This is a genomic window from Tautonia rosea, from assembly GCF_012958305.1.
Lineage (GTDB): Bacteria > Planctomycetota > Planctomycetia > Isosphaerales > Isosphaeraceae > Tautonia > Tautonia rosea.
This window is the reverse complement of sequence record NZ_JABBYO010000002.1, coordinates 187,692-209,898: the sequence shown is the minus strand read 5'-3', so window position 1 is coordinate 209,898 and position 22,207 is coordinate 187,692. Positions and strand designations below refer to the sequence as shown.

The 22,207-nt window shown below is 60.8% G+C and carries 13 protein-coding genes; 8 read left to right on the top strand and 5 right to left on the bottom strand.

Going from position 1 to position 22,207, the window contains the following annotated elements; translation table 11 throughout:
• Positions 1 to 18: 18 nt before the first annotated feature.
• On the top strand, positions 19 to 1,449 hold the full coding sequence (locus HG800_RS03580; RefSeq protein WP_169973854.1) for a DUF1501 domain-containing protein: 1,431 nt from the start codon (positions 19 to 21) through the stop codon (positions 1,447 to 1,449).
• Positions 1,450 to 1,630: 181 nt separating this feature from the next.
• The gene (locus tag HG800_RS03575; RefSeq protein ID WP_169973852.1) at positions 1,631 to 3,694 is read left to right on the top strand and encodes a hypothetical protein; all 2,064 of its coding nucleotides are present in this window, start codon (positions 1,631 to 1,633) and stop codon (positions 3,692 to 3,694) included.
• Positions 3,695 to 3,698: 4 nt separating this feature from the next.
• On the opposite strand, the gene HG800_RS03570 is transcribed toward HG800_RS03575, so the two are convergent.
• From HG800_RS03570 to HG800_RS03550, 5 genes are all read right to left on the bottom strand, one after another.
• On the bottom strand, positions 3,699 to 5,078 hold the full coding sequence (locus HG800_RS03570; protein WP_169973850.1) for a cobyrinic acid a,c-diamide synthase: 1,380 nt from the start codon (positions 5,076 to 5,078) through the stop codon (positions 3,699 to 3,701).
• Positions 5,079 to 5,278: 200 nt separating this feature from the next.
• Complete coding sequence (gene dacB / locus HG800_RS03565) at positions 5,279 to 6,997, bottom strand: D-alanyl-D-alanine carboxypeptidase/D-alanyl-D-alanine endopeptidase (protein ID WP_169973848.1); 1,719 nt, start codon at positions 6,995 to 6,997, stop codon at positions 5,279 to 5,281.
• Positions 6,998 to 7,321: 324 nt separating this feature from the next.
• Positions 7,322 to 10,174, bottom strand: a complete 2,853-nt coding sequence (locus HG800_RS03560) for an FG-GAP repeat domain-containing protein (protein ID WP_169973846.1) — start codon at positions 10,172 to 10,174, stop codon at positions 7,322 to 7,324.
• 245 nt (positions 10,175 to 10,419) lie between these two features.
• Complete coding sequence (locus HG800_RS03555) at positions 10,420 to 11,085, bottom strand: carbonic anhydrase (protein ID WP_169973844.1); 666 nt, start codon at positions 11,083 to 11,085, stop codon at positions 10,420 to 10,422.
• Positions 11,086 to 11,204: 119 nt separating this feature from the next.
• A complete protein-coding gene (locus tag HG800_RS03550; protein WP_169973842.1) occupies positions 11,205 to 14,579 on the bottom strand; it encodes a PVC-type heme-binding CxxCH protein in 3,375 nt (1,124 codons plus the stop codon).
• A 238-nt stretch (positions 14,580 to 14,817) separates the two neighbouring features.
• On the opposite strand from HG800_RS03550, the gene HG800_RS03545 reads away from it, so the two are divergent.
• From HG800_RS03545 to HG800_RS03520, 6 genes are all read left to right on the top strand, one after another.
• The gene (locus tag HG800_RS03545; RefSeq protein WP_169973840.1) at positions 14,818 to 15,234 is read left to right on the top strand and encodes a response regulator transcription factor; all 417 of its coding nucleotides are present in this window, start codon (positions 14,818 to 14,820) and stop codon (positions 15,232 to 15,234) included.
• A 403-nt stretch (positions 15,235 to 15,637) separates the two neighbouring features.
• Positions 15,638 to 16,825, top strand: a complete 1,188-nt coding sequence (locus tag HG800_RS03540) for an NAD-dependent epimerase/dehydratase family protein (protein WP_169973838.1) — start codon at positions 15,638 to 15,640, stop codon at positions 16,823 to 16,825.
• A 154-nt stretch (positions 16,826 to 16,979) separates the two neighbouring features.
• Positions 16,980 to 18,152 carry a glycosyltransferase family 4 protein gene (locus HG800_RS03535; RefSeq protein ID WP_169973836.1) on the top strand — a complete coding sequence of 391 codons (1,173 nt, stop codon included), beginning with the start codon at positions 16,980 to 16,982 and terminating at the stop codon, positions 18,150 to 18,152.
• 80 nt (positions 18,153 to 18,232) lie between these two features.
• On the top strand, positions 18,233 to 18,730 hold the full coding sequence (locus tag HG800_RS03530) for a hypothetical protein (RefSeq protein ID WP_169973834.1): 498 nt from the start codon (positions 18,233 to 18,235) through the stop codon (positions 18,728 to 18,730).
• Positions 18,731 to 18,824: 94 nt separating this feature from the next.
• Complete coding sequence (locus HG800_RS03525) at positions 18,825 to 19,826, top strand: aldose 1-epimerase (RefSeq protein ID WP_169973832.1); 1,002 nt, start codon at positions 18,825 to 18,827, stop codon at positions 19,824 to 19,826.
• Between the two features lie 56 nt (positions 19,827 to 19,882).
• Positions 19,883 to 22,117, top strand: a complete 2,235-nt coding sequence (locus HG800_RS03520; protein WP_235963230.1) for a S9 family peptidase — start codon at positions 19,883 to 19,885, stop codon at positions 22,115 to 22,117.
• Positions 22,118 to 22,207 lie beyond the last annotated feature (90 nt).

Below are 22,207 nucleotides of genomic sequence, written 5' to 3'. Positions count from 1 at the left end.
ACGCTGGGGATATTGATCATGGCTCCCGATAGCTCCCGACGCGACTTCCTGAAGACCGCCAGCGCAGCGACCCTTGCCTCCCTGGCCGCTCAGCACTCCGGATCGTTGCTCGGTCAGGACGAATTGGAGATGGCCCGGCGTGAAGCCAAGGCCGACGCGGTCATCGTGCTCTGGATGGGGGGTGGTATGGCCCATGCCGAGACCTTCGATCCCAAACGGTACACCCCCTTCCGTCCTGGCATGAAGGCCGAAGAGGTCGAGAGCACCTTCCCCAGCGTGCCAACAGTCGTCGAAGGCCTCTCTTTCAGTGCCGGGCTGGAGCGAATCGGCCGGGTGATGGATCGAGGAAGCTTGATCAAGACTCACGTTGCGGCAGACCTCGGCGCGATCCTGCATTCCCGGCATCAGTACCACTGGCACACCGGCTATGAGCCACCGGTCAGTGTCGCAGCCCCTCATCTCGGAGCCTGGATCGCCCATGCGCTCGGCCCGAACAACCCGGCCGTCCCCGCGTACATCGACATCGGCCAGCGTTACGAGGGCAATGGCGAAGCCGAGGAGTTGAAAGCATTCCAAACGGGAGGCGTCCTCGGCACCGAGTTCGGTCCCTTTCGCGTCCCCAATCCGACCGATGCGGTTGCCAGTGTCCGCCCGCCGGCCGGGATGACGGAAGAGCGGTTCCGAAACCGATACGCCGCGTACCAAAAATTGCTGGCGGCCAGCCCGAGTCGTTCCTTTGGCTCCGACCTGCAAAAGGAATCGCTGCTGCGATCGCTCGAAAACGCCGACCGTCTGCTCAATTCGGAGGCCTCGCTCGCGTTCGACCTGTCCAACGAGCCCTCAACGTCGTACGAGACCTACAACACCGGCCGATTCGGGCTTGGATGCCTCTTGGCCCGACGTCTGATCGAGGTCGGGGCGCGGTACGTTGAGGTCACCAGCGAATATATTCCGTTCCTCAACTGGGACACGCACGACAACGGACACACGCGGGCTGCCGACATGAAGCATCAGATTGATGGGCCGATCGCCCAGCTTGTGCTCGACCTGGAAGAACGCGGCTTGCTCGACCGAACCCTCATTGTGCTTGCGAGCGAGTTTAGCCGATCGGTCCTGGTGGAAGGGAAAGCCGACAAACTCGTGCCGAATCAGGTTGAGCAGCCCAACGTGATCAACGAACTGGCCCACTTCGGACACCACCGGCACTTCACTGGAGCCGGCTCGGTCTTGATGTTTGGAGGCGGCGTCAAGCAAGGGCATGTGCACGGTGAAACCTCCGACGAGAAACCGTACACCTCGATCACAACGCCAGTCACCGTGACCGATCTCCATGCCACAATCTGCCACCTGCTCGGAATCTCTCCGCGATACGGGATCATTACCGAGGAACGCCCGTTTTACGTCACCCAGGACGGCCTCGGCAAACCAGTCCTTGATTTGATTGCCTGAAGCTGTTCTCAGCAACTTGGGTTACCCCCGGCCCCGCGCTGACGTTCTGCCACGCAGGATTGGATTCGCCGCACGCAACAGCAAGACACCGCCGGGACGATGGCGTACACTTATCCGAGTGCTCCCGTCTCAGGTGGAGGCGGATTCGGATCGGAGGAGAGCTCGGCCCGGAGGGAAGTTGATGGTCGGTGATCGCGCGAATCGATGGCGAAGGGGACTGCTCGCGGTCCTTTTGCTGGTGATGCTGGTCGCACCAGCCCCAGGAATCCAGGACGCGGACACCAAACCGGCCATCTCGCTCGACGATCCACGGCTCCAGCGACTGCGCCAGGCTGCGGCGGCCTGGGAATTCAGGACCGGACCTCGACGCGAGGTGGTTGACGTGGTCTGCCTCGTGCCTGACACGGCCTCATTTATCGAGGTCCTCGGCACCTGGGACAGCGGCCACTGGTTCCCCATCCTGATTGAGGACGTGGAATACACCTCCAAGTTCCTCCGCGCCTTCCGTCCCTCTCGAGTCGTTCGTTATCCAACTTCAGCCAAGCCTGTTACGGGAGAGCAATTGTGGTCAGCCGCCACCACCGCCGTCGGTCGTACCTGGACCTCCGGAGACGACCGCGACGCCAATGCCGGTAACCGACCACCGATCAGACCGCGACGGTCGCCGCCAGGCGTCGTGATTTCCAATCCCGATTCCCAATCGCTTCCCGGCGCGGCCGCGCTGGCCGCCGGAAGATTTCAACCTTTGATCCGCTGGGACGCCAAGGGACGTTTCGATTCGCTCCTCTCCAACGCAGAGGCTCAAGCGCTCGCTCGAGACCTTCAATCCACCGTGGCCCAGGTGGTGCCCGCGTTTCAGCGTCTTGGAGACGATTGTGACTTCTTGACGCTGGCCCTTGGAATCCCTTACCGCTACGAGGGCCAAGGGGTCACGGCAGAAAAGGGTCCGGCTGCCTTCGACGACCTGATCGGTCGACATCTCGATGTCGCCCAGCCAAACCATGTGCGTGAGCGATGGGCCTTTGCGGGCCGCTTACTCGGCGATGAGGTCCGCTCGGTCTATGCGGCCATGTGCAGCCTGTTCCTGCAGCCGGACGAAGCGACCCTTATCAACATTTACAACACCAATGGACACCCTTTTGGTGATTATCAGCATGGACTGGTCGCCGATCGCTTGAAGGCGTTGATGCCGGTCACGCAACGGACCAAGAATCAGACTGGCCTGACAGGATGGCACACCACCTTCGAACCGGTAAATCGCTCCAGTCTGGTAATGATCAATTCCTCTGGCGGGAACCGCCAGTTTAACCTCGGTCAATCCGAGACGGGCTGGACCTGGGATGTTCCCCTGACCGAACCCTCCATCGTGTACAAGGTTCACAGTTTCTCAGCCGCCAATCCCATGGATTCCAGCACCATCGCAGGTCGATGGTTGGCGAACGGGGCGTTCATCTATTTTGGTTCCGCGCATGAGCCATATTTACAATCGTTCCGGACTCCGGAACTGCTCGTCGATCTGATGCTCCGAGGGCTTCCACTCGGCGCTGCCGTTCGGATGTTACCCGAGGAATTGCCTCCCTTCGGGAATTGCTGGCGACTGGCGTATCTGGGCGATCCCCTGTTTCGATTCGACCCGAACCCCCTTCACCCTCGTCTCGACCAGTGGGCTCGGCTGGCCGATTGGCCAGTTTACGGACTGCCCAGCGCCCCCACTTCTCCTGACGATCCGCTCGCCGTGCTCAAATGGGTTGTTCAGCTCACGCTGGACGCATCTCGGCGCGGAGAACCGGCACCAGAAGAAGCCATAAGCAAACTTCTGTCTTTCGATCGACAACGGTTCAAGGGTCCGCTTCGAGACGTTCGAGACATGCTTATTGCCGATTCGTTCGCTCAGCGAAATCAGTGGGAAGCGTTGCGCACCGAATTTGGACGATGGCCCAGCGCCTCACTCGGTTCATCCGCAAAGCGTTGGCTGGAATCAGCTCGGGTTCGGCTCCTCCAGCGTGCCCTCGCCGAAGATGACTGGTCCGAAGCCACGTCGATCTGGATCGAGATCGTCGGCTCCGAACCTTCGGTTGCCCTACTCCGCTCCCTCTCGGAACGAGTTCGGCCCAAAAAGGATCAGGCTGATCGACTTGCAGACTGGCGAAGACTGCTTCAGTCCGCAAAACAAACGGTGAAGCGTGAGAACCTCACCAAGGTTATTGATCAGGAATGGTCACGTCTTGATGGCAAAAGTGATTGAAGGGTCATGGACCGCCAAACAGAGGAGCCTTCTGTCCGTGGCGTCCGAGGCCCGCGAAGCCGGAGACAACCTGGGGCATTGCTGCCAGGTGAAGATGAATGAGACTGCCGAACGCATTGCGACGAAAACAGACGTCGTGCTCGGCAGTCAGATACCCGGAGCGCGCTGAGCAATCATCCGGTTCGGGGGCGGGCAACAATTTCCAGCGATTTGAGTGATAGCCGCGCAGGACCGTACCCGCCTCACCGAGCATACCCGATCGGATCAAGGTACGGGAAACCGGGGTCGGAGGCTCAGGATTCGGCAAGAGGGCCGCATCGAACGGGAAGACTCCGACTCCGGGCACATTCCAATCCCCGAGCCGCATCAACCGGCCCAGGTATGCACATCCCCCCCCTTCGGCGAAGACCGGCCGGCCGCGACAGACCCACGCCCGAAGCGAGGCGATTAGGCACGCATTGGCCGAAAGTTCCTCGGCAAAGCGATCCGGGAACCCACAGCCGATCATGACCAGATCAACGCCAGGCGGGAGATCGCCATCGGAGAGCGGGGAAAACTCCACAAGTTCCGCCCCGAGCGCCTCCAGTGTTTCCAGCGTGTCGGGGAAGTAGTCGCCAAAGGCATCATCGTGGGCATAAGCGACTTTGAACCTTGGCCCGGTCGGAACCAGGGCTTCCGCGTCGAAAAGCGGGGGCAAGGGGCGGGAGCAAGCCAGTTCCCTCAGTGCTTCGAGGTCCGAGAACTGACGAAACCCAGAGACAAGGGATGCGACAACGCAAGGGTCGAGGGGGCAATCGCGGGGAGCGTCTTGAAGCGCAGCCCGCACCTCGGCGAGGGCCGGCAACGCACCCAGAACCGGTCGACCCAGGACCAGTTCCACCATGCGACGCATGTCAGCAAACTCTCGACGATCACACAACCCGTCGAGAATGACGGCTTCAACCCTGGAAGGAAGAAAAGGCAGATGGAACCGCTTGAGCCAGTCACATGAGATTGCAGCAACGATCGGAGCGTCAAGGGCTTCGGCTAACGGCATCAAGGCCCCGGGCCGACCGCAGGTTGAGGTGCAGGACTCCTCGTAACTGGACGTCGCGGCTAGCGGTCTGGGGATCGTCTCAATCGTCCCCTCGATGATAGCAAGGTCTGCTGATTGGGTCCCTCGGGCAAAGACCGAGCGACAAACTTCAGGAGGCATCAACCAGGCGTCCAGATGACGACCAGGGAGCCCGGTCAGGGCCCCGATCGCCCGGGTGCCGATCGGACACGCCCAGGACCGAAAATGTTGAACCCGCAATCCCTGTTCAGCCATCGCGGCCAGCAACGCAATCCCCACTGCAGCGGGATCGGGGCCAGAACCGGGAATTGCCAGGGCCAATCGAGTCATCAAAGGACTCATCATGAGCACCGAAGGCACTGTCGAGTGTGGATTGCCATGACGGCTGTCACTCCCGAGCAGGAACCTGGGGGGATCACACGTCTCGGTCTCACCAAGATGTCAACCGGAATCTTCCGGTCGAACTTCCTGGCCACCTCCAATGATAGAACGATCCACGAACCGGTCAAGATCGCCGCGCATCGCTTGGCCTAGCGTGCCGGGCCATTCCTGCCAATTCCTTCGATTGCATCCGAGGGGCGACCGGACGCGTTTCTGATCGTTGGTCCCACCGACGGGTTGGTCTGCCGTGGTTGCTGAGGAAGCTGCGAGGCTGCCGATTGTGGTTCTGTGGACTGATCCTCATAAAACGCTTCGCAAAGGGCCCCCAACACACGAGACGCCGAGAGATTCGTCACCCCTCGTTCGGAGGTCTCTGCTGAAGTCGGAACATCGTTCACGAAGAATGCGAAGACAAGATCGCGACCTGAGGCAGTCTCCAGATAGCCGGCAAGCGCTTTGCTCAGCAATAACGGCTTACCTGTAGCTTCATCAATCGTCCAGGCCGTCCCGGCATGAGCTCGCCCATGCCCCCGAGCGGGGCTGTCGGCTGCCACAATGTCCAGAGCCGTCCCCTCCCGACCAATCACTGGCAACGCTGTTTCGAAAGCTTGAGCGGTGGGACGCCCTTGCATCGCTCTGAGCAAGGTCACGACCGCCTGCGGAGAAACCCGATCCGTTCGATGAGTGCCAACCCCCGCGGTCAGGCTGATTCCTTCGCCCGGCACTCCCAGTTGCTGGAAGATCGTTCCCTGACGACGTAACCCGTCGGTCAAGGTGCGAGAATCATTGTTTGAGGTCAGCAGGAGCGGTAGCGACGCAGCATGAGAGTGATGTCCAACCTTGAGAATCACTCGAATATATTCCCGAAGCGGCGGTGAGGTGTAGAGAGCCACCCTGGGAAGCGAGTCGACCTCGTCGCTCGCGGGGAGACGATCCGAAGGGTTGTCGCCCAGCGGAGTCGCTTCAACCCGAACACCCCGGCCGCGGAGTTGTTCGATGAACGCGGCTCGAGCAAAATCGGCAGGCCGATCGATCTCAAACACCTGAATCATTGGCGGATGACCGACCGGCACCTGGCCCCGGATCGAGAACCGTCGCGGTCCTTCTCGGCGGATTTCGATCCGAGGAGCCTCTCCTTCGGCAACGGTGTCGATTTGAGCCTCGGCCGAATAATATCGAGACGGCGGAACGGTGCGAATCTCCGCTTGCATCCCGGGTTCCGGAGCCGGAGTGATCAAGACATCGACAAGATTGTCATTGACTGCAATGCTCGATACCTTGGAGGGCAATCCGCTCTCGATCGGAGTTTCCGGAAACAGCCGATCATCGACGATCACCTCTCCGGTGATAGTGAGAATACCGGCCGCCTTGACCTCCCTTGCCAGGTGATCGAGACCGGCAAGGGGGTCGGCCTCAACAAGCATGGCTCCGAGGGTCGTTGAGGCTCGGGAATGGTCGACGTCTCGGTAAAGGAGTGATCCGTCCTGAGGGCTCGTTCGACCTCCCAGGCTTGGGTCCCCCCCGGCGACGAGGATCAAATCCCCGTGAAGCGTTCCGTCAGGACCGACTTCGCCTCGACGAAAGACGGGGGTCTGAAATCGATAGTCACCACCCAGCCCCTCCAAAACCGCTACGGCCGAGAAAAGCTGACCGACCTCCGCCGGAACAAACAGGTGATTCGGTTGATGCTCGAAGACAACCTCTCCCGAACGGCGATCGACGACGAGCACCCCCCAGTGGCCGATCTCAAAACCTGGCGTCTCCAGAATCTTCCGAACCCGATCCGCGGTCGCATCCGTCCCGGCCATGACCGGAGTCGCCAGGAGCAACGCGATCCAGGCTCCCCATGCCCCGCGATTGCGTCGCATGTCGTCTCCTCCCTGGGTCGGATTCCCGGGTCCCGTTCGTCGTCTTAACGCGCCCCGGCCGCAATGCCTTCTTGGCCAGAATCAAATCGCAGCAAGGATGACTCGCGTCCCGTCACCCTCATCTTACCCGCGTCAGGAATCTCGGGGAGTCCGATCCTGGCTCGATTTTTCTAACGGAATCGTACGGACATCCACCCGTCCCGCCCAGGGCACCCGTGCCTGAATCTGGAGGATTCTCTGATACAACTGGGACATCGGGTATCTTGGTCGTCGCACAAATACATCACCAAGACCCTTGGCTGGTCTAAGCTCGTTCGTTAGGACTCAGAAACGGTTTCCCTCGCTTCGATACAAACCCCGGATGTAGGCCGTTTTGTTGACATAGGTTGGCGACGCGAGCAAAAACTGCACAATATCTGTTTCCGTTGCTCCTGCCTGCATCGCACCCACAAGTGCCTGAATGAGGGCCGGATCGGGATTGTTTGGTGGACTTCCTGGTGTCTCGATCGGGACGCGAAGCACCCCTTTGTCCTCGGCCGGAATGTAGCGGATCATGTGAGTGACGACGACCTTTTCGTAACCAATCGTGCTGAAGATCAGGTTTCTCGCGAGCCCGGTACGGGTCTGACGTCCTTGGTTCAGGAGCCTGACCTCGTTATCCAGGACGGACTGAGGGACTGGATCGACTCCGTAAAGGTCTCGGAATACGGCCCTGACGAAGCCGGTATTGGTGCCACCATGACGGGCGAAGTACTCCGGAGAGGCAATCAGAGCGATCTTCAGCTCCTCTCGACTCGCGTAATTTCGGAGTGACACAATCGTTTCGGGTTCGGGCTCTCGACCGAGCAAGAGGCGAAACAGATCGCGGACATACAAGGTCCGGGCTTCAGCGCTCTTGACGATCGTGGTAATGAACTGCTGAGGCGTTATTTTCCCGGTGGTGAACCCTCGAATCCAGGAGGCGACTTCGCCAGGGCCCGCCTCCCGCATGAGCACGTCGCCATAGAGTGATCGAACCAGACCAGCGGCGACCGACGTTCGTTCGTAACGGCCGCCGCTGGCAATCAGACCGGCACGGATCTGTTCCTCACGGCGACCTCCCTGGCGATCCATCAAGACGGCCGCAACCCCGGCCTCATCAAACGGAGCGTTCGGGAACTCGGTTCGGTAGGCAATCACCGTGGGAGCGGCGATCTCCAGCAAGACGAATTCCTCGGATCGTAGCAGCATCCGAGCAATTTCCGGCAATGAGACATACCCTCTCTGAACCACCGGCTCAAGGATTCCCACCTCCCGAGCGGTGATCGGCCGTCGAAGAATCGTTTCGTAAAAGCGACCGAGCACCCCCGCGATCGAACCGTCCGTTTTGGCGAGCGACTCCTCAGAGAGGAGCAACGAGCGTGCGAGTTCTTCCGCTCGATCCTGGGCCAAACGATTCTGCCCCTCCGCCAGTTCTTCGGGGCTGGGTGATCGTTGAAGGTAGCTCTGATACAGCTGGCGGATGACCACCGAGCGAGCCTCGGCTGTCAGAGCGACGGTCTCGGCCAGCGTTTTCGGTGTCCAGATGTTAGCCTGAATCAATCGAGGGAAAAAGGCCAGGTCGGAGGCACTCGCTTCCCGACCGAGCAAGGCACGGAAGGTCGCCCGGACATATCGTTCCAGGAACGCCGGGCTGTGAGACATGGCCTGTCCGCTCGGAGTCTTGCGGTGCATCGGCCAGGGAGGCGTGAGTGAACTTTCGGGAAGCTGGTAGACCCCCAGCATGCTCGGTGGGTTGGGTTCGCCATATACAAGCGTGACCGTGATAAGTTCCAGACCACCGAGACCATCAAGTTGCCCGATCGCCGCGGCGTTGGCATGTCCTCCCGGAATCCCGTTGCGCCCCTGAGGAGCCTGGAGCGTCCAGAGCCGTTCTCCCAATCGGTCCATCGCCACAAGGTACTGATCGGTCGCCACAAGGATGTCTGCGGCGCCGTCGCCATTCACATCGGCGATGATCGCTGAGGTGAAGGTATCGACCTGCAATCCTTCGGGGGGAGCAATTCGTCGGCCCCCTTCAAACCCTGGTAACGGCTGGCCGTTGGCTTTCACAACATGCACGAACCCGCCGAAATCGACCGCCACCACTTCGAGCTGACCATCACCGGTCAGATCGCCCACGGCGGGCGACCCGTACACCTGACGATTGGCTGATCCGTCACTCCAGGTCCGGTACGGCCATCCGGGAACGACCTGGCCACGATGGTCATAGGCAAGAACTTGATTGGAAAACGATCGAGCCTCGGCCTTGCGTTCTGGTGTGAACACGTTGTCAACTTGCGCGACCATCGAGAAGTGCAAGCCCGTCCCGACGACGATTTCAAGAAAGCCATCGCCGTTGAGATCCGCCAGCACCGGTGATGACCAGATGACCTCCTGCGTCGGAATGCGGAATTTGGCCGAGCCGTTGGCATTGAGGATATTGACGAAACCTCCTGCCGAGAAATAAGGGTTGTCGCTGATGTCGGACCCGAAGACCACCTCAGGTTTTCCATCCCGGTCGATGTCTCCGATCACGGCCCCAGAGAGAATCGTATCGTCGTTGCGAAACCGCCAGAGCAACGAACCGTCTTGCCGAAAGGCGCTCACGTCGCCGAAGTAGGAGATCGCGATGATCTCCGCGGTTCCGTCCCCGGTGAGATCTCCCGAGGTCAGGGGGGACGTGACTCCTCCGACCCCTGCTTGTTGGGGCCATCCGGGAAGCAATTGCCCTGTCACGGCATCCCAGGCGTAGACACGTCCATCTTCCTGAGAACCAGGATTCGAGAACTCATCCCGGCTGAGACCGGCTACGATCATCTTCGAACCGTTGCGTCGGGTGACGACAATCGGCGTCGACTTCACATCAGTGGTGGCGTTGGTCTCGTATCGGCGAAATTCGCGCAATCGGCCATCGCTGCCGGTTGTGTAAGCAATCAGCCGTCCCCCTTCAACAGCGGTGAGAATCTCCTCACGGCCATCGTTGTTGAGGTCCGCCACCACGGGAGAGCCGATGAATGGCGTGTTTCGCCAGGCCCCCTCTTGAGGAAGCTCCAGCGGGGCCCCGGGGAACGAGGGAGGCGCCGTCGTGCTGAGCACAAGGCGACGTTCCAGTGTCTCAAGCGAGAGGTGGCGATGGTGGCGATGCGTAAGCCTCATGAATCGTCCTCGTGAGCGCGCGATCATCTGAGAATTGAAGACCCGCAACGCACTTTCACTCCGTCGTCTGGGACGAGGCTTCTATTGCCGTTAACAATTCCGATACTTCGGCAAACGCAACCTCTTCAACTGCCCCTCCAACCCTAGGTTCCGATCGGTTCATCAACAACCAAGTTCAGCCGAAATTCGTTCACACCGATCGCGTTCTGCTACCTCACACCTCGCGTATCAGGAACGACCGAACCTCATCTGGGTGAGGCGGGTGTCGAGTGGACGGGGCGGATGGAAGGAAGATGAGCCTTCTCGACCTCGACGAAGTGATTCGCTTCCGGGTCGTAGGCCGAGAGTTCGCCCGTCTCGAACCGATAGACCCATCCATGCAAGTTCACCTCGCCGCGCATCAGGCGAGGGGCTACGCTGGGAAGTGTCATCAAATGTTCGAGTTGCACCAAGACATTGATCTCGATCGCAGCGTCCAGTTTCGCCTCACCTTCCAGGTCACCGTAATTTTCCTGGATGATCTGCCGGGTCGAATCGGCGTACTGAAGCCACCGGGCCACCGAAGGTAATGTGGAAAGGTGCTCCGGATTCAAGACAGCTTCCATGGCTCCGCAATGGGAATGGCCGCAAACAATGATGTGTTTGACGCCGAGCACCCGGATTGAGTACTCGACCGCCGCCTCAACACTGTTGTCCGCGCCGTGAGGCGGCACAAGATTGCCGATATTCCGAAGAATGAACAGATCCCCCGGATTGGCCTGCAACACCACCTCGGGCTGCACGCGAGAGTCACAGCAGGTGATGAACAGAAAGTCCGGATCTTGCCCACTTGCCAGCGTTTCGAAGAACGCTTTCCGATCGGGAAAGACACTTTCTCGGAAACGATGCAATCCGTCAATCAACCTGTGCATAACGTTCGATCCAGTGTGGGGGGGGGGTAGATAGGACTCCGACTTCGATCTGCATTCATCGGCGAACATCCCTCAGGCAAGAGATTGCAGGCATTCCGTATGCCAGTCCAGATGGTCGACTAACGACCGTGGCCCTGGCGGACAAGCGGTTCCGTCCGGGTACGACGGGCGAGGTACTCGACCAGATCGCGGAGATCTCGTTTCGAGAGATACTTGAGCAGGTCAACCGGCATCGCGGAAATTCCGCGTTGACTCTCCTCGATCTGCGCCTTGGCAAGAGTCAGTGTCTTACCGTCGGCATCCATCAAGGTAATGGAATCATTCGAATCGTCCTTGACAATTCCGGTCAGAACCTGACCTTCGGTTGTCGCAATCACCAACGATTCGAACCCCTCGGCAATGCGAGCGTCCGGGGCAACGATCGATTCGAGGATGTAGGTGCGATCCTGCCTGGCCCCGATGTCCGAGAGCACAGGACCGACCTCTCCCCCCTGCCCGTCGATCGCGTGGCATCGCAGACACTGAGCCTCGGTTCGCTCGAAGAAAATCTGACGGCCTCGCCGAGCATCCCCCCCGAGCAGCGTCTCGCGATAGGGTGCCAGGGGATCGTCCTCCGGTCGCGAGGCTTCAACCTGGGCAAGCCGCTCCCGGATACCTTCGGCCAATCGCTTTTCGGCCGCCTCGATCAACTCAAGCTGGATCTCACCGGGGACCTCTCCAGCCAAGTAGCGGTCAAGCCAGGAGGCGAGCACGTGATCGGCCCGTTCCGATTCCAGGGTGCCGAGTGTCTCGAAGGCCCCCTGACGCTCCGTCATCGTCCCTTGCTCCAACACCGACTCCAGGATCGGGAGCGCTTCGTCGGGGTCCAGGCCCGAGAGCAACCGCAAGCCTTCGGTGCGCACCAGGGCTTCGGGATCGCTCGTCGATCGGCGGGCAACGTCGACAAGCCGCGAATCGCCAATCGCTTCCATGGCTCGGATCGCCTCGACTCGGGCCTCGGCTCCGATCTGAGTGTTCGCAAACAGATCGAACAGCGCCGGCCCCGCCTCCGTGATGTTGAGCGAGGCAACTGTTTCGGCAGAAGCCAACCGGATCTGATCCGTCCCCGCCTCAAGCAATTCCGCTACAATCGGCCGGATCGCATCGGCCGCCGCTTCTGGCGATCGGCTCGGCACAGGACGCCAGAGACCAACGACTCGGTCGCGTCCGCTCGGATTGGCCCAGTCGGCCAGGATGTTCAGCGCTTCGACGCGGATCGGCTCCGGAATCGCGCCGTTCGCCGCGATCCGGGCGATCTGCCCGGCCGCCTCTGGCCCGCCGACCTTCAGGTTCGCGTTCAGGACCCGTCGAAGCAACGGCAAAGGCATCTCGGGGGTCAAATCCAGGGCTGCCAGCTTTGTCGTCGCGCTCTCGATTGGGGAATCGTTGATCGCTCGGGCCGCCTCCAGGACGAGCCGGGGCTCAGGGTCAGCGAGGAACCGGGCGACCTTCGGGTCGTGCTCGCGACGGTAGACCAGCAAGGTCGCTAGCCGGACGGCGGTCGAATCGTCCGTTGCCAGGCGATCGAGTTGCTCATCCCCCGCGGCGCCGAGGAGGCCCATGACACCGGCGTGGCGGAGATACGGGTCGCGGTCGGCATTCTCTCCAAGCATCGCGGCGAGGGCCGGGACCGCCTCGGTTGCTCCGATCTTGCCCAGGGCAATCGCGGCGAACATTCGCACGCGGAGCGATTGGTCGTCAAGAAGGGCGGTCAGCGCGCCGGCGGCGGCCGAGAACCGGGCGTCGCCCAGCACTCGGGCCGCCTGCCCTCGGAGGTGCTCGGAATGATCCTCCAAGCGACCGGCGACCACAGTTAGCGCCGAGGGTGACTTCCAGCCAAGCTGCCCGAGTGCCCAGACGGCATGTAACCGGGTCATCTCGTCTCCGGAGACGGCGGGGATCTCAAGCGCCTTGATCACGTCGGTCCCTCGGCTCGCCAAGGCGAATTGCGCCCGCTGCCGGACACGCTGATCGGAATGGCCGAGCAAGGCGATCAACTCGTCCGTCGCTCGCCCGTCAAACCCATCGGTCAGCAATGAAGCGACCGCAGCAGTCACCGCCTCGTCCGCGTCGTCAAAGGTCAGATGGTAAATCCGCCCTTTTCCAGGCTGGCCCCAGCCTTCGATCCAGTCACTAACGTACATACCTCCCGAAGGCGGGAAATCGACGTCGGTGGCAAGAATCGACCAGAGGAACTGGTGCTGATCAACGGGTTTGAAGCTCGCGCCGTTGGCTTCGACCGCAAACGATCGAACACCGCTGTTGCCGGGAGTCCCGCGGAAATCGGCCAGGAAGAAGTGGTCGTCGTAGCGTCCTGGAAGGCCGGCGACTCCGGGGTTGAAGGCGAGCCCCGAAGGACCGTCGCTGAAATTTGCAAGGGGGGGAAGGAGGTAGGCTGCGTCGTTTCCCTCCGACTGGGGCTTCCAAAGATTCTCCGAGTTCCAGGGGCCGCGGGCGACCGGCTCGGTGAGGTATTGCCAGCCCATGTGCCAGCCGCTGTCACCGCCTTCGACGATGTCGATCAGTCGGGCCTGGTCGCCGCCATCGCTGTTGTTGTCCACGGTGAACAGATTGCCGAAACGGTCGAAGGCCAGCTCCTGCGGGTTGCGCAGGCCGGTCGCGAAGATCTCCAGGTTGGAGCCGTCCGGATCACATCGCAGGACGGCCCCAGTATGTGGCAGTTCGAGCCGTGTGCCTTCCTTCGTTTCGACGTTCAGGCCTCGGTCGCCGATCGAGAAGTAGAGCTTCCCGTCCGGTCCGAAGACCAGGCCGTGCAGGTCGTGGCCGAGGAAGGCGACGTGGACGCCGTAACCCGTGTGGAGTGATTCGCGGACATCGGCAACTCCATCGCCTGTCGTGTCGCGGAGCTTCCAGAGGTCGGGGATGCAAGTGTACCAGACGTCGCCGTCTCGGGCGATCACCCCCGCGCCGATGCCCGCGGCCACGTCGTCAAATCCGTCGGCGAACACGGTCGAGGTGTCGGCCACGCCGTCGCCGTCGGAATCGACGACCAGACGAAGCCGATCGGTGGCGACGCCGTAGCTCTGGAAGGTCGCCTCGTCGAAGTGTTTGCGGTACATCGCCACGCGGCCTTCGACGGTCGTCAGGGCCAGATCGTCGTCGAGCCAGTACATATGACTGCGGTTGTCGGTCACCCCCTCATGGAGGCGGAAGGTCTCGGCGACGTACACCCGTCCCTGGTCATCCACCGCAAAGGCCACCGGGTTGGCCAGCAACGGCTCAGCCGCCCAGGGGCGGATCGAGGCACCATCAGGGATCCGGAATCCGGCGATGGCTCGGGTCGGCTCGTCCGAGGGGGGAGCGACGGTCTGCTCCAAGGAGTCGGTGTCGCCTGCAACGGCCAACCTGCTCCCTGCACCAGCCCAACTCACCGAAACGAACAGCCCGATCACCAGCGCTCGGGCGATGGCCCGTGACCTCGCAACCTGATGCATGGAACGCCTTAGCCTCGATCACGCGAAAGAAAAAGGAGGTGTCCCCGGCCTTCCTCAGCATCGCGGTTTCTGGCCGGGATGAGTCGAAGGCTTCGATCTTAACGGACCCCAAGACGAACTCCCACCCCCCCGCAACCTTGCCCGGCATCGACCGGAACGTCTATCATGGGATGATCGTTCACCGTGCCTCGCTTCCGGGCGGTGAAGCGTTTCTTCTCTCGACGGAGCCCAATTGACGATGCCCGTAACCGCCCACAAGACGATTCTTCTGGTGGACGACGACCCCGAGATTATCGACTCGATGCGGACAGTCCTCGAGGGTAAGGGCTACCGGGTCCTCGTCGCCCGAGACGGCAATGCCGGCCTGACGGTAGCCGAACGGGAAGAACCGGACCTGATTATCCTAGACATGATGATGCCTCGAAAAAGCGGCTTCCTTGTTCTCGAAAAGCTTCGCACCCGCCCCGAAGGTCTGATCCCGACGATCATGATCACAGGCAACGAGGGAAGTCGACACCGAGCGTATGCCGAATTTCTCGGCGTCAAGGATTACATTCGGAAGCCGTTCGCCATGGAGAAACTGCTCCGCTCCGTTGATGCCATCCTCCAGGGCACAGAGAGCACCGGAACGGCCAAGACCAAGTCGAAAAGCTGATCCTTTTGCGAATTGCAAGGTTTGAGTTCCGACTCGCTCCGATTACCATTGACGTCCAGGGCTTCAGGCGGAAGTCAACGACCGCTCCAGGCATCGTTCTCGATCCCCTGAACAACCCTTGTCAGGATTCTCAGCCGATCTCTCGCATGGTGCTTCTGCACGGTGATTCGACGACTGCATTGTGCATTGGCGTCACAGCGTTTCTGATCCAGTCGTGCATCCTCCCGACGCTGTCGAAATCGACCCGACCTTTAGACTGATTCCCGACGGCTCCTCTCAGTGCGACCCTGGATGTTCTGGACCCTGTCATCAATTACACCACGACTGGCACCCATTGCCGCATCGGGCTCATCCCCTCCGAAGCCGCACCTCGGGGCCGTCGATCAACGAATGAGCGATCGCCATGCGCGTTCTCGTCACCGGTGGAGACGGTTACTGCGGTTGGGCCACTGCGCTGCACATGGCCAACCGCGGCCACGAAGTAGCCATCCTCGATAACTTGATCCGTCGGCACTGGGATAACCAGCTCCGGATCGAAACCTTAACGCCGATTGCTCCGCTCCAGCGGCGCCTCGAACGCTGGGAACAGCTGACCGGCAAGCCAATCGAGCTGTTCGTCGGCGATTGCTGCGACTATCCCTTTCTCTCCGACGCCATCCGCCGCTTCCAGCCCGAGTCCATCGTTCACTTCGGCGAGCAGCGCTCGGCTCCATTCTCCATGATCAGCCGCGAGCGGGCGGTGGAAACGCAAGTCAACAACGTCGTTGGCAACTTGAACATCCTCTTCGCGATGCGCGACATCGTGCCCGATTGCCATTTGGTCAAACTCGGCACAATGGGCGAATACGGCACGCCGAACATCGACATCGAGGAAGGGTATATCACGATCGAACACAACGGGCGCAAGGATACGCTCCCCTATCCCAAACAACCCGGCTCGTTCTATCACCTGAGCAAGGTTCACGACACCCATAATATCCACTTCACCTGCCGTATCTGGGGCCTCCGAGCAACGGACCTGAACCAGGGTGTCGTCTACGGCGTGATTACCGAAGAAACCGAGATGGATGAACTCCTCATCAACCGTCTCGACTATGATGGCGTCTTCGGTACCGCCTTGAACCGCTTCTGCATCCAGGCTGCCATCGGCCACCCGCTGACCGTCTATGGCAAAGGGGGCCAGACCCGCGGCTTCCTCGACATTCGAGACACCGTCCGCTGCATTGAGATCGCCTGCAACAACCCGGCCGACGCCGGCGAGTTCCGCGTCTACAACCAGTTCACCGAGCAATTCTCAGTCGGAGAACTGGCTGAAAAGGTGAAGGAAGCCGGGGCCAAACTCGGCCTCGACGTCTCCATTGAGCACTTCGAAAACCCCCGCGTCGAACGCGAGGAACACTACTACAACGCCAAGAACACCAAGCTTCTCGACCTCGGGCTTCAGCCGCACTACCTTTCCGATTCCTTACTCGACTCTCTCCTGAACTTCGCCATCAAGTATCGCGATCGGGTGGACATGAAGGAGATTCTCCCGAAAGTTTCCTGGAAGACGGGGGCGGCCGAACTCGCCTCGGGAGTGAAGGTCAGCTAACGATCGGGTTTCGCTTCGGGTACCGGACACGCACGGGTCCGGCACCCGAAGCCTTCTCAATCCCCACCATGAACCGCTCCCTGTCTCCGCGCAGCGGTGAGATGTTCACGAGATCGACGGATCCCCTCTCCACCGTCCCCATTGACCCAATCTCATGCGAATCGCGCTGTTCACCGAGACGTTTCTGCCGAAGATCGACGGAATCGTCACGCGACTGACACAGACCATCACCCACCTGAAACGGGCGGGAGACGAAGTGCTCGTCATCGCCCCGGCGGGTGCCCCGAAGCGATTCGAAGGTGCGCGGGTGATCGGCGTCCCGGCAGTCCCCTTTGCCCTCTATCCTGAGCTGAAACTCGCCATCACGGGCAAGAAAATCGGTACCAGGCTCGTGAAGTTCGAGCCGGACATCGTGCACGTGGTCAATCCCGCCGTGCTTGGTGCCTGTGGGGTCGCCCATGCCATCAAGCGGGACCGGCCTCTGGTGGCATCGTATCACACTCATGTGCCGAAATATCTGAAGCACTACAAGCTCGGAGCACTGGAAGGGCTTTGCTGGAAGCTGATCCGTTCCATGCACAACAAGGCCCGCCTGAATTTGTGTACGTCGACGGCCATGATTGACGAGCTGAATGTCCGAGGCTTTCATAATCTCGCGCTCTGGCCCAGAGCGGTCGATACTGACCTGTTTCGGCCGGAGTTGAAGTCAGACGCCATGCGGGAGGAACTCTCTGGCGGGCAATCGGACGGGCCGCTCTTGCTTTACGTGGGCCGACTCGCCGCTGAGAAAGAAATCGAACAGATTCGCCCCGTCCTGAAGGCCATGCCCGAAGCGACGCTAGCGCTCGTTGGCGATGGGCCAGCCCGGGAGAAACTGAAACGTCATTTTCAGGGAACCCGGACTCGTTTCATCGGCTATCTCAGGGGAGAACGCCTGGCCTCCGCCTTCGCTTCTGCCGATGCCCTGCTCTTCCCTTCTCGGACCGAGACGCTTGGCCTGGTGTTACTGGAAGCCATGGCCGCCGGTTGCCCGGTCGTCGCCGCCAGGGCCGGTGGCATCCCTGACATCGTGACCGATGGCCTCAACGGCTGTCTGTTCGACCCGGCCGATCCCGACGGCCTGACCCGAGCCACCCGGCGCTTGCTTGAATCGTCCTCATTTCGCCAAAGTCTGCATCAGAATGCGAGGTTGGAAGCCGAGCGATGGAGCTGGGCTGCCGCAACCGATTCCTTACGATCCTTTTATCATTCCGTGCTTACGGGTGAGCCGATCTCCCCCACTTCGCACCACGAAACGTCTGTGCCTCCGGCCCATTCTGGCCCTTGATGGGCGTTCAATCGCCACCGATCGTCCTTCACGTGTTCCCATCGTCAACACGCCTTGCTCAACACAAGAGGATTCTCCTCATGGATCGAGGCTCTGAGGTGGTTCGCTACTTCCCCGATCGAGGGAAGTTCATCACGCTCGCGATCGGCTGTGCCCTGCTCAGTCTGACATGCTTGATGAAGTTGGTGATCGTAGGGTTTTCGGTGGCGGCAACGCTCGGGGCGGGGTTCTTCCTGCTCGGATCGATCAACTGTTTGCAATCGCTCGATCGCACACGATGCCATATCGAGCTTACTCCCGTCGGATTCATTGAACGCTCCCCCCTGCGACAACGGTTGGTTCGATGGTCGGAGGTTGATCGGTTCGAGCTGATTCCGCTGCCTCAGAAGTATGTCTGGGTCGGGTATCGACTGGCAGAATGCGATGACCCTCGGATTCCCCGCTGGGTTCGCCGATCGCGTCGGCGAGACGTCAGTCTGGCCGACACCTATGGTCTTGATGCGAGAGAGCTCGTCGAGCAGCTCAACACCTGGCGCCGGCAGTTTCGTCAGGGAAACGCGACGATCTCGTTCGAATGACCTGACCACGATCGTCTTGCCAACGCGAGCCTGGGCGGTTGGAATCGAGTGCGCCTCGGAACCGAGTTTCGTGCCCGCACCGGAGGACCGCCCGATGGCTTGCCACGTCCGCACCGAACAACGCGGTGACCGTACCGTCTGGATCTTGAACGACACAGAATCGGAAGCGTCGGCCTCGATCCTGCCGTCGTGTGGGTTCAACCTGTTCGACCTGAAGCTCCCGGCGGCTGGTGCGTTACGATCACTGGTCGTCGCCGAGCCAGGATGGGAACGAATCCCTCAACATCCGGCCAAGCACGGCTTCCCCGTGTTGTTTCCGTTCCCGAACCGGATCAATCAGGGACATTTTGAATGGGAGGGAACTTCGTACCGGCTCCCCCTCACCAAACCACCCCATGCCATTCACGGTTTCGCACTCGATGCCGACTGGGAAGTGACCGACCACGGCGAGGGGCCGGATGGGGCCTTTCTCAGCGGGCGGTATCGTCTGTCGAAGACCTTCCCTGGCGGCAAACCTCGATGGCCAAGCGAAGGCTACCTTGACCTCCGCTATGCCCTCTATGGGCGGACCCTGGTCTTAGACGCCACCGTGGCGAACGAGTCCGAAGGTGATCTTCCCTATGGACTGGGCTTCCACCCTTACTTCCGTTTGCCCTTCGGAAACGGAGGCGACCTGACTCGCACGAAGGTCGTGATCCCGGCCGCTCAGACATGGGTCCTCGATGAAACGATCCCGACCGGAGAAGTCCGTCCTGTTCCTGAGGAACTCGACTTCCGGCAGGGGAAGTCGATGCAGGGGCTTCAGGTCGACGCCGTCCTGACCGGTCTGGAGCACAACGCTGAAGGATTCGTCGTCTGCCGACTGATTGACGAGGCCCTGGGAGCCGAGTTCCGAATCGGTTTCGACGCCATCCCCTTCCGAGAAATCGTCGTCTTCACCCCACCCTTCGGCGACGACATCATCGCCATCGAGCCGTACACCCAGACCACCGACGCGATCAACCTGCACCAACGAGGGATCGACGCTGGCCTTCGCATCCTGAAACCAGGCCAACAGGAAAGCATGCGCATCACGATGGGAACGGTCGATTGCTGACCCAACGCTCACCAACCACGCCCCAATCCGCGGGACGACTCTTCCGAGACTCACCCATGACGCCGTTGCTCGCACCGATTGCATTCGCCGCCCTGGTTCTGACCGCTTCGCTCGCAATGGCGGACCCCCCGGTCAGGTCCAGGCGCCCGGTCGACCTGGAGGCGGCATCGAAGCATCCGGCGCCCGGCACCACGGTTCCGACGGCCCTCGCCTTCTCGGCCGACAGTGGGTTCGTTTCGTATCTCCTGCCCGAAGGAGACGGAACCGCTCGGGTGCTCTGGAGGGCCTCAGCCAGCGAGAACACGACGCCGCAAGTCATCGCCCGGCCGCCCGATGAAGGGAACACCGACGAGAACGTTTCTCAAGAAGAGGCGCTCCGCCGGGAGCGCCTTCGGCTTCGAGACACCGGGATCAGCCAGATTGTCCGTGCTCCGCAGTCCGACCGAAGCATCCTCCCCCTGAAAGGCGACCTCTATCTTCTGGAAGGAACTGAGCCGCTTCGACGATTGACCGAGTCGGACGCCCCCGAGATTGATCCCAAATTCTCACCAGACGGCAAGCGGGTCGCATTTGTTCGAGAAGGAGAACTCTTCGTTCTTGACCTCTCCTCCGGAACCGAAACCCGACTGACGCAAGGTGCCACCGAGGGGAGATCGTTTGGTCTCGCCGAGTTCATCGCCCAAGAAGAACTTGGACGATCGACCGGCTTCTGGTGGTCACCGGACGGCAACCATCTTGCCTACCAGGAAACCGACGAACGAGCCATACCCGAATATACGATTGTCCATCAAGGCGAATCAGACATTGTGACCGAGTCGCACCGCTACCCCTTCGCAGGGGCCGCCAATGCAAACGTGCGTCTCGGGGTCGTTTCCTTGTCGGGAGGGGAAACGCAGTGGCTCAAACTCTCCGACGAGGACGAGGAGTGGTATCTGGCCCGAGTCAATTGGGAAGACGCTCATCATCTGTTGGTGCAACTCTTGTCCAGGGATCAGCAATCCCTCCGCCTGATGCGGATTCATCGAAAAACAGGGGAGCGTTCGATCCTGATCGAAGAAACCGCCGAATCCTGGGTCAACCTGCACGATGATCTCACCACGGTGCCGGGGACCCGGGAAATCCTCTGGGCGAGCGAGCGATCAGGGTTCAAGCATCTCCTGCTACTCGATCGCTACGGTCAACCGCTCCGGACCCTGACTTCGGGAGCCTGGCCGGTCGATGCGGTCGTCCACCTTGACCACCTGCGTCGAGAGGTCTGGTTTCTGGCCGGGAGGGAGTCGCCTTTGGATCGAGACCTCTATCGAGTGTCGCTCGATGGAGGGCCTATCGAGCGATTTACCGAGGGACGAGGATTCTGCAGCGATGCCGTCGTCTCACCCGACGGGACGAAGGTCGCCGTGACGATCTCAAACTCCGATCAACCTCCGGTAACGACCCTTCGCGACCGTACCGGCCAGGTGCTTGCCACGCTTGCCGATGCCGGTGATGACCCGCAACTGGCCCAACTTACGCTTGTCACTCCCCAGCGAACTCAGTTCAATACCCGCGACGGAACCACTCTTTACGGCGCTTATTACGCCCCAAAAGGAATTGCCCCAAGGACGAAAACACCTCTGATCGTGCTCGTCTACGGAGGCCCCCATGTGCAACGCGTCACGAATTCCTGGGGCCTGACGGCCGACCTGACGGCGCAGTTTCTGGCAGCGCGTGGGTTCGCCGTCTGGAAATGCGATAACCGAGGATCGTCGCGTCGCGGCTTGGCGTTTGAGGCGGCCCTGAACCGTCGAATGGGAACCGTCGAGGTCCAAGATCAGGTCGACGGGGTCCACTTCGTCGCCGCAGCCTATCCGGAGGCCGATCCGGAACGGGTCGGAATTACGGGCGGAAGCTACGGCGGATACATGACCATTCGCTGCCTTCTGCTGGCTCCCGAAACCTTCAAGGCGGGGGTAGCGATCGCCCCCGTCACCGACTGGGACGGCTACGACACCGGCTACACCGAACGATACATGGGCACCCCGGAAACCAATCCCGACGGCTATGCCGAATCCAGCGTGCTCGACAAGGCCAGTCAACTGGAGGGCGCGTTGTTACTCGTCCACGGCCTGCTCGATGAGAATGTTCACTTCCGACACTCTGCCCGATTCATCGCGTCATTGATTCGGGCCAACAAGCCCTTCGAGATATTCCCGATCCCCGACGAACGGCATTCGACCCGAAAAGAGGAAAATCGGCGGGCGATCCTGGGTCGGATGGCCTCGTGGTTCGAACAGCACCTTGGGCACGATTGAGTCGTCGGATCATTTGTGACGGCAGGTCATTGCATCGTCGGCCCGGTTGTGAGAGAAGTGTGAAACCAATCGCCGAACGCTCTCCCGTTC